Source organism: Mesorhizobium sp. M1328 (assembly GCF_040318075.1).
GTDB lineage: Bacteria > Pseudomonadota > Alphaproteobacteria > Rhizobiales > Rhizobiaceae > Mesorhizobium.
The window spans coordinates 209269-216934 of sequence record NZ_JAMYLO010000009.1; the positions used below are offsets into that span (position 1 = coordinate 209269).

The 7666-nt window shown below is 63.6% G+C and carries 6 protein-coding genes; 1 reads left to right on the plus strand and 5 read right to left on the minus strand.

What is annotated here, in order from left to right; translation table 11 throughout:
* Nucleotides 1-31: 31 nt before the first annotated feature.
* The 3 genes from edd to zwf form a co-directional block, all read right to left on the minus strand.
* On the minus strand, nucleotides 32-1855 hold the full coding sequence (edd, locus tag NKH23_RS18310) for a phosphogluconate dehydratase (protein ID WP_352715523.1): 1824 nt from the start codon (nucleotides 1853-1855) through the stop codon (nucleotides 32-34).
* Nucleotides 1856-1924: 69 nt separating this feature from the next.
* Nucleotides 1925-2638: a 6-phosphogluconolactonase gene (gene pgl / locus NKH23_RS18315; RefSeq protein ID WP_352715521.1), complete on the minus strand. Its 714-nt coding sequence runs from the start codon at nucleotides 2636-2638 to the stop codon at nucleotides 1925-1927.
* A complete protein-coding gene (zwf, locus tag NKH23_RS18320) occupies nucleotides 2620-4089 on the minus strand; it encodes a glucose-6-phosphate dehydrogenase (protein ID WP_352715518.1) in 1470 nt (489 codons plus the stop codon). The genes pgl and zwf overlap by 19 nt, the downstream gene beginning before the upstream one ends.
* A 259-nt stretch (nucleotides 4090-4348) precedes the next feature.
* Here zwf and NKH23_RS18325 point away from each other — a divergent pair, with 259 nt between their 5' ends.
* Entirely contained in the window at nucleotides 4349-5110 is a 762-nt protein-coding gene (locus NKH23_RS18325; protein ID WP_352715515.1) for an SDR family oxidoreductase, read from the plus strand.
* 63 nt (nucleotides 5111-5173) lie between these two features.
* Here the strand turns inward: NKH23_RS18325 and NKH23_RS18330 are convergent, their stop codons facing one another.
* Nucleotides 5174-5980: an SH3 domain-containing protein gene (locus NKH23_RS18330; protein WP_353015845.1), complete on the minus strand. Its 807-nt coding sequence runs from the start codon at nucleotides 5978-5980 to the stop codon at nucleotides 5174-5176.
* Nucleotides 5981-6239: 259 nt separating this feature from the next.
* Nucleotides 6240-7526, minus strand: a complete 1287-nt coding sequence (locus NKH23_RS18335) for an NAD(P)/FAD-dependent oxidoreductase (RefSeq protein ID WP_353015847.1) — start codon at nucleotides 7524-7526, stop codon at nucleotides 6240-6242.
* Nucleotides 7527-7666: the final 140 nt, after the last annotated feature.

The following is a 7666-nucleotide window of genomic DNA, read 5'->3' on the forward strand; positions in this document are numbered from 1 at the left end:
GAGAGCAGCGATCGGCCGCTCTCCGAAAAAGTCACGCCGTACCGAAGGCGCTGGCGCCATGGTCGGCGCGGCCTACCAACTGCCGGAACCCGGCGAAAAGCTCGCGGCCGAAGCCGAATTCATTGCCTATGAGGTCGCTGTCCGCGGGCCGGCGCAGGGCAAAGTCTCCGGCCGGCACCAGTACTTCGAGCGTTCCGGCCTCCGCATCGAGCCTGATGATATCGCCGTCATGGATCCTGGCGATCGGCCCGTCCTCCGCCGCTTCCGGCGTCACGTGGATCGCCGCCGGCACCTTGCCTGAAGCGCCCGACATGCGGCCGTCGGTGACCAGCGCCACATGCTGGCCGCGGTCCTGCAGGATGCCGAGCACGGTGGTCAGCCTGTGCAATTCCGGCATGCCGTTGGCCTTCGGACCCTGGAAACGAATGACGGCGATGAAGTCGCCGGTCAGCGACCCCGCCTTGAACGCCTCGTTCAGCCCTTGCTGGCTGTCGAACACCTTGGCCGGCGCCTCGATGATGCGCCGCTCCGGCTTGACCGCGGATGTCTTGATGACGGCGTGGCCGAGATTGCCTGAAAGCACTTTCAGCCCGCCGCTCGGCTGGAAGGCCTTCTTGAACGGCGCCAGCACCTTCTCGTCGCCGCTCTCGCGCGGCGATGCCTCGCGCAGAACGCCGCCGTCGGCGCCGAGCTTGGCCTCGACCGCGTAGGGGCGCAGCCCTTCGCCCCACACTGTCTGCACATCCTCGTGCAGGATGCCTGCGTCGAGCAGTTCGCGGATCAGGAAGCCGAGCCCGCCAGCGGCGTGGAAGTGGTTCACATCGGCAAGGCCGTTCGGATAGACCCGCGCCAGCAGCGGCACCGCTTCCGAGATGTCGGAAATATCCTGCCAGGTAATGGCGATGCCGGCCGCCGCCGCCATGGCGATCAAATGGATGGTGTGATTGGTCGAACCGCCGGTGGCGTGCAGGCCGACGATGCCGTTGACGATCGAGCGCTCGTCGATCATCCGCCCGACCGGCGTGTAGGCGTTGCCGAGCGCGGTGATCGCCAGTGCCCGCTTGGTCGCTTCCCTGGTCAGCGCGTCGCGCAGTGGTGTGCCCGGATTGACGAACGAGGCACCAGGCGTGTGCAGGCCCATGATCTCCATCAGCATCTGGTTGGAATTGGCCGTGCCGTAAAAAGTGCAGGTTCCCGGCCCGTGATAGGATTTTGATTCGGCTTCGAGCAGTTCGGCGCGCCCTGCCTTGCCCTCGGCATAGAGCTGGCGGATCTTGGCCTTTTCGTCGTTCGGAATGCCGGTCGTCATCGGCCCGGCCGGAATGAACACGGCCGGCAGGTGGCCGAAGGTCAGCGCCGCGATCACTAGCCCCGGCACGATCTTGTCGCAGACGCCGAGATAGACGGCGGCGTCGAACATGTTGTGGGACAGGCCGATCGCCGCGGCCATGGCGATCACGTCGCGCGAAAACAGCGACAGCTCCATTCCGGGTTGGCCCTGGGTGACGCCGTCGCACATCGCCGGCACGCCGCCGGCCACCTGGGCGATGCCGCCGGCCTCGCGCGCCGCGTCCTTGATCAGCGCCGGAAACGTCTCGAAAGGCTGATGCGCCGACAGCATGTCGTTATAGGAGGTGATAATGCCGAGATTCGGCACCCGGTCGCCGCCAAGCGCCACCTTTTCGGATGGACTGCACACGGCAAAGCCATGAGCCAGGTTGCCGCAGGACAGCACGGCCCGGTTGGCGGTGCGGTTCGAGGCTTCGGCGATGCGGCCGAGATAGGCCTCGCGACCGGGTTTGGAGCGCTCACGGATGCGCTGGGTGATGGCTTCGATGTCGCGTCTTGCGGTCATGGCGGTCGGTCCTTTCAGGCGAGGTCCCGCAACTTCCGGCTGTTGCCGGGACCTGCAGCCAAGTTGAGATCAGGGTGCCCAGAAAACCTCTACGGGCTTTTGAGTGGCATCGAGCACGGCGCGAATGGGCTTTCGTGCTCCAGCTCCAAGCGCGGCCTCGAATGCGGTGCGTTTTTCCGCGCCCTCGATATGCAGCGCGATGAAGGCGGCATTGATGATCCGCGCCAGTGACAGCGTCAGCCGTGGCTCGCCGGCGCTTGCCGCGTGAACCGGCAGCACGATCCTTTGCGACGACGGATCGAGCAATCTTGCCAGGTTGTCGGCATCCGGAAAGAACGAGGCGGTGTGGCCATCAGTTCCCATGCCGAGCACAATGACGTCGAGTGGCCAGGGCACCGCTTGCAGCGCCTCACTGTCGGAGACCGCTGCGCCCTCGATAGTTGCCGCGGCGTGGTAGAGCGGCACGAAATTCGCGGCGGCGGCCGCGTTCTGCAGCAGGTTGGCGGCAACCAGGCCGGCATTGGAGCGCGGCGATGAGGGCGGCACGAAGCGCTCGTCGACCAATGTTATCGTCACCTTTTCCCAGGCGATCGGAACGGTCGAAAGCGCCGCGAAGAATTTCGCCGGCGTCGTGCCGCCCGAGACCGCAAGCAGTGCCGTGCCGCGCTCGGCGATCGCCTTTGACAGGCAACCGGCGACGTGGCCGGCAAGCGCTGTCGCCAACTCCTGGCGTCCGGCAAATTCGTGCCAGTTGTAGGCGCCGCCTAATTGCTCTCGTGCCATGTCCGCCCGTCGCGTTCGATCAGCGCAATCGAGGCCGAGGGGCCCCATGTGCCGGCGGTGTAGCCTTGCGCCTCTTGCCTTCCGCTTTCCCAGGCGTCCTGGATCGGGTCGATCCATTTCCACGCCGCCTCGACCTCGTCGCGGCGCATGAACAGCGTCTGGTTGCCACGGATGACGTCCATGATCAGCCGCTCATAGGCATCGGGGGCGCGGCCGTCGAAGGATTGCGCAAAACTCATGTCGAGCGGAATCTGGCGCAGCCGCATGCCGCCCGGCCCCGGATCCTTGATCATGATGAACTGCTTGACGCCTTCGTCGGGCTGCAGCCTGATGACCAGTTGGTTGGCGGAAATCGGCCCGGCGCTCTCGCCGAAGATCGAATGCGGGATTGGCTTGAATTCGATGACGATCTCCGAAACGCGCGTCGCCAGCCGCTTGCCGGTCCGGAGATAGAACGGCACGCCCGCCCAGCGCCAGTTGCCGATTTCGGCCTTCAGCGCAACGAAGGTCTCGGTGTTGCTGTTCTTGCCGAGCTCCTCGACATAGCCTTTCACCGGCCCGCCGGCCGAGGCGCCGGCACGGTATTGCCCGCGCACCGTGTGCTTCGGCGCTTCGTTGCCGTTGATGCGTTTCAGCGCCCGCAGCACCTTCAGCTTTTCGTCACGGACGGCATCGGCGTCCATCGACGACGGCGCCTCCATGGCGACGAGGCAGAGCAGTTGCAGCATGTGGTTCTGCACCATGTCGCGCAATGCGCCGGCCTTGTCGTAATAGGTGACGCGGTCTTCCAGGCCGACTGTCTCGGCCACGGTGATCTGCACATGATCGACATTGGCGGAATTCCAAAGCGGCTCGTAGAGCGCGTTGGCAAAGCGCAGCGCCATCAAATTCTGAACCGTCTCCTTGCCGAGATAGTGGTCGATGCGGAAAATCTGGCTTTCATGGAAGTCGTCGCCGACCAGATCGTTGAGCGCGCGCGCCGAAACGAGATCGCGGCCGATCGGCTTTTCCAGCACGATGCGCGAATTCGGCGTGATCAGCCCGTGCTCCTTCAGCTTGTGCGAGATGTCGCCGAACAGCGCCGGTGCCACTGCCAGATAGAAAGCGCGGATGTGTTCGCTGTTGCCAATCGCCTCCCTCAGCCTGTCGAAGCCGGCACCAGTTGTTGCATCTGCCGGGATATAGGAGAGCCGCGCGAGGAACGTCTTCAGTTCCGTGGCGTCGATATCTTCCGGTTTCACATGATCGGCAATCGCCTGCCTGGCGAAAGACTGGAATTCCTCGTCGGTCATCTTCGAACGTGATGTGCCGATGATGCGCGTCGGCTCAGAAAACTGGTGGTCGCGCTGCCGGTGGTACAGCGACGGCAGAAGCTTGCGTTCCGACAGATCGCCGGTGCCGCCGAAAATGATGAAGTCGAAAGGATCGACGGGGATGATCTGGCTGGTCATGGTCTGTCCGCTCTGACGCCGGTCGCGATAACGCGGCTGATATAATCTAATCGATTTAAACTTGCCAGTGCCATTGCGTCACATCCGCGTGTGCTCTTGACACCGGCGCTAGCCGGAGGCTTGTCGGCAAGCGATGCTTCCGGGAGCGTTCGCAGGTGCAGCATAGAGCGGGATCAAGGCGAAAGCCAAAGGAGAAATCGGCAATGGACACACATCTTTCGATGGCCATGGCCAAACGCGTTTTCGATCGTCTTCAACGATGAGTGAGAAAAGCTTGCGCCTCAAAAACAAGGTCGCCATCATCACCGGCGCTGCCTCAGGCTTTGGCGAGGGCATGGCCAGGCGCTTTGCCGAGGAGGGCGCGCGGGTAGTTGTCGCCGATCTGAACGCCAAGGGCGCAGAGCGCGTTGCCGGCGAGATCGGCGAAAAGGCGATCTGGACCCAGACCGACGTCTCGCTGCGGTCCGAATTCGACGACATGGTCAATGCTGCAATGGGCGCCTTCGGCCGCATCGACATCATGGTCAACAACGCCGGTTTTACCCATCGCAACGGTGACATGCTGGATGTCGACGAGGCGACCTTCGATCTGATCATTTCAGTCAACATGAAGGCGATCTACCACGCAGCACTTGCCGTGGTGCCGGTGATGGAGCGGCAAGGCGGCGGCGTCATCCTGACGACGGCCTCCACGGCCGGTATCAGGCCGCGGCCTGGCCTCACCTGGTACAATGCATCGAAGGGCTGGGCGATCACCGCGACCAAATCGATGGCGGTGGAACTCGCGCCGAAGAATATCCGTGTCAACTGCCTCTGCCCGGTTGCCGGCGAGACCGGCATGCTCGCGAAATTCATGGGCGCCGACACACCCGAGATCCGCGAGAAGTTCCGCGCGTCGATCCCGCTCGGCCGGCTTTCGACGCCGCTCGACATAGCCAATGCCGCGCTTTGGCTCGCTTCGGACGAGGCGGCTTTTATCACCGGCGTGGCGCTGGAAGTCGACGGCGGGCGTTGTATTTGAACGGTCCGGTCATCCGGCGGAGGACTGGCTGATGGCGAGCGACCCGCAATCGCTCTGCCGGCCCTACGCCCCGGTTTTGACGTAGCTCTTGTAGACCCAGCCGCGCTTGCCGTTGTAGACGATCTGGCACCATTGCTTGCAGCTCATCACTTGCACCGAGGTCTTGGCCGGCACGGTGAGAATGGCGGCCGCATTCTTTTTTGGGCCGGTGCGCATTGTGACGGACCTCAGGATGCGTCCGGTACCCGCGGTATTGGCTTTTCCGGATTTTGCCTTGGTGCTGCCATTGTCGTCCTCACTCGCGGACTGCGCTGCCGGCAATTGCGGGTTGGGCGTGGGGATGGCGGCGGTCTGCGCGCCGTCGGGCCCGGTGTTTTTCGTCGAGCTTCCGGGAGCCGCCACCTTGGCAAACAAAGCCGCAGCGTCGGGTTTCGCTGCCGGGTCGGCGAATGCCACCGAAGCAGACGATTTATCGGCCGCCTGCTCGGTCTGGCTTGCCAGCTGGTCGGATGCTTCGGTGGCGGCGGCCGATGCCGTCTTTGGCCCCGTCCAGCGGGGATCGTTGGGAGCGAGCGCCGGTATCTCGGCTGCCGCCGCGGCCACTGCCGGGGAAACCGCATCGGCCTTGCCCGTCGTCCGCGGCGCCGCGGCGACCTTGGCAGGCATGATCTTCGTCGTCTTGACCGGAATGGTCGGAACGATCTGCTCAGGGCTCGCCGCCGCCTGCCGCTCATTGGCCGGCAAGGCCAGCCACAGTGCCACTGCGGCGACGCCGAGCAGTGCTGTCGTGCCAAGCGCGGCTATTACCAGATGCGCGTTCGACCGGACCCCGTGCCAGAATGTCGGCCGCATATCATAACCGAATTGCATCGCAAGGCGCCGTCGTTCCGGCGCGCCCAAACTGAAGGGCTCTCTCACTCTTGCCACCTCCATTTGCGGGCCGATGTTCTTACGATCCATGCCGGAGAGCCGGCATTTCGATCGGCATCGGTCCCAAACCAAAAGCGGGCAGGCCCGCAAAAATTCCCCGTTCAGCTGCCCACGAGCATCATCTTTCGCCCGCGATTGTGGCATCACTGCGCCCTTGGCCGGAATTCTGCGTCCCAGTTAAGGATTCTGCAACGTCTGGTTAAATCCTGTCCCGCAACGCGTACCAGTTGAGCGCGAGAAAGAGCAGTGGCGCGCGCAAACGCCGGCCGCCGGGGAAGGATGGAATCTTCAAATCCTCGATCAGCTTCAGCCGATCGCGGTTGCCGGCGACCGTCTCGGCATAAAGCTTGCCGAAAAAGTTCGACAGCATGACGCCGTGGCCGGAATAACCGCCGACCGAGATCACATTGGGCATCACTTCGCGCACGAACGGCTTTCTCGGCACGGTGATGCCGACGTAGCCGCCCCAGCCATGGGTGATCTCGACGTCCTTCAATGAGGGATAGATCTCGGCGATCTGCCGGCGGATGTGGATGTGGATGTCCTTGGGATCGTTGACAGCGTAGATCTCGCGCCCGCCAAACAGCAGCCGCCCATCCTTCGATTTCCGGAAATAGCGCACGACGAAGCGCGAATCGTCGACCGCCTCGCCACCCGGCAACACTTTGGAATCGGCTCCCAGCGGTACCGTCGCGCCGATGAACGAGCCGATCGGCATGATATGCGAGGCACTCACCGGTTCGAGCGCGCCGCCGTAGGCATTGACCCCGATCAGGCATTTAGCGGCGGTGATCGTGCCCTTCGGCGTCGCAACCCTGACCTTGCCGCCGCCGGAGGTAATGCCGGTCGACGGCGTCTGCTCGAATAGCTTTGCGCCGGCCTGTGCCGCGACTTTTGCGGTGCCGATCACCAGTTTCAGCGGATGGATATGGCCGGTGCCGGTGTCGCGGGTGCCGCCGAAATAATGCGTCGAGCCCAGCCGCTCGGCTGTCTCCGCGGCATCCATGAATGAGATGTGCGGATAGCCGAAGCGGCTCGCCATGATCTCGGCATGCGCCTTGTAGTCGTCGACATAGCGCTTCTTGTGCGCCACCGACATCTGGCCGGGCATATAGTCGATCTCGATCTGGTGCATTGCGGCGAAATCGAGCAGATGCGCTTTGGCCTCTTCGGCGAGGTCGAACAGCGCCTTGGCGCGGGAAAAGCCGTACTCCGCTTCCAGCTCCTCTGCCCAGGCCCGTTGTCCGGTGCCGAGCTGGCCACCATTGCGGCCCGATGCGCCGTCACCGAAACGATGGGTTTCGATCAGCACGACATTCGCGCCTGTCTTGGCGAGATGAGCCGCCGCCGACAGGCCGGTAAAGCCGCCGCCGACAATCACCACATCGCATGTCCGGTCGCCGTCGAGCGCCGGATATTCGGGCCTTGGTCCGGCCGTGTCTTCGTACCAGGAGCGGCCGGGGGAGATTGGGGATTGGTAAGTCATGATGCTCGGCTAGGGCAGTAGGGGAGTAGGGGAGTAGGGGAGTAGGGGAGTAGGGGAGGAGGGGAGTAGGGCTGTTGGGGAGTTGGGGAGTAGTGGAGTAGCTAAGATAGTCCGGAGAACGTTGAAGTAATAGCAGTAAA

Excerpts from the sequence above, each read along its gene's own strand:
- pgl (WP_352715521.1), bottom strand. The coding sequence starts at position 2,638 with ATGGCACGAGAGCAATTAGGCGGCGCCTACAACTGGCACGAATTTGCC.
- NKH23_RS18330 (WP_353015845.1), bottom strand. The coding sequence starts at position 5,980 with ATGCAATTCGGTTATGATATGCGGCCGACATTCTGGCACGGGGTCCGG.
- NKH23_RS18335 (WP_353015847.1), bottom strand. The coding sequence starts at position 7,526 with ATGACTTACCAATCCCCAATCTCCCCCGGCCGCTCCTGGTACGAAGAC.
- edd (WP_352715523.1), bottom strand. The coding sequence starts at position 1,855 with ATGACCGCAAGACGCGACATCGAAGCCATCACCCAGCGCATCCGTGAG.
- NKH23_RS18325 (WP_352715515.1), top strand. The coding sequence starts at position 4,349 with ATGAGTGAGAAAAGCTTGCGCCTCAAAAACAAGGTCGCCATCATCACC.
- zwf (WP_352715518.1), bottom strand. The coding sequence starts at position 4,089 with ATGACCAGCCAGATCATCCCCGTCGATCCTTTCGACTTCATCATTTTC.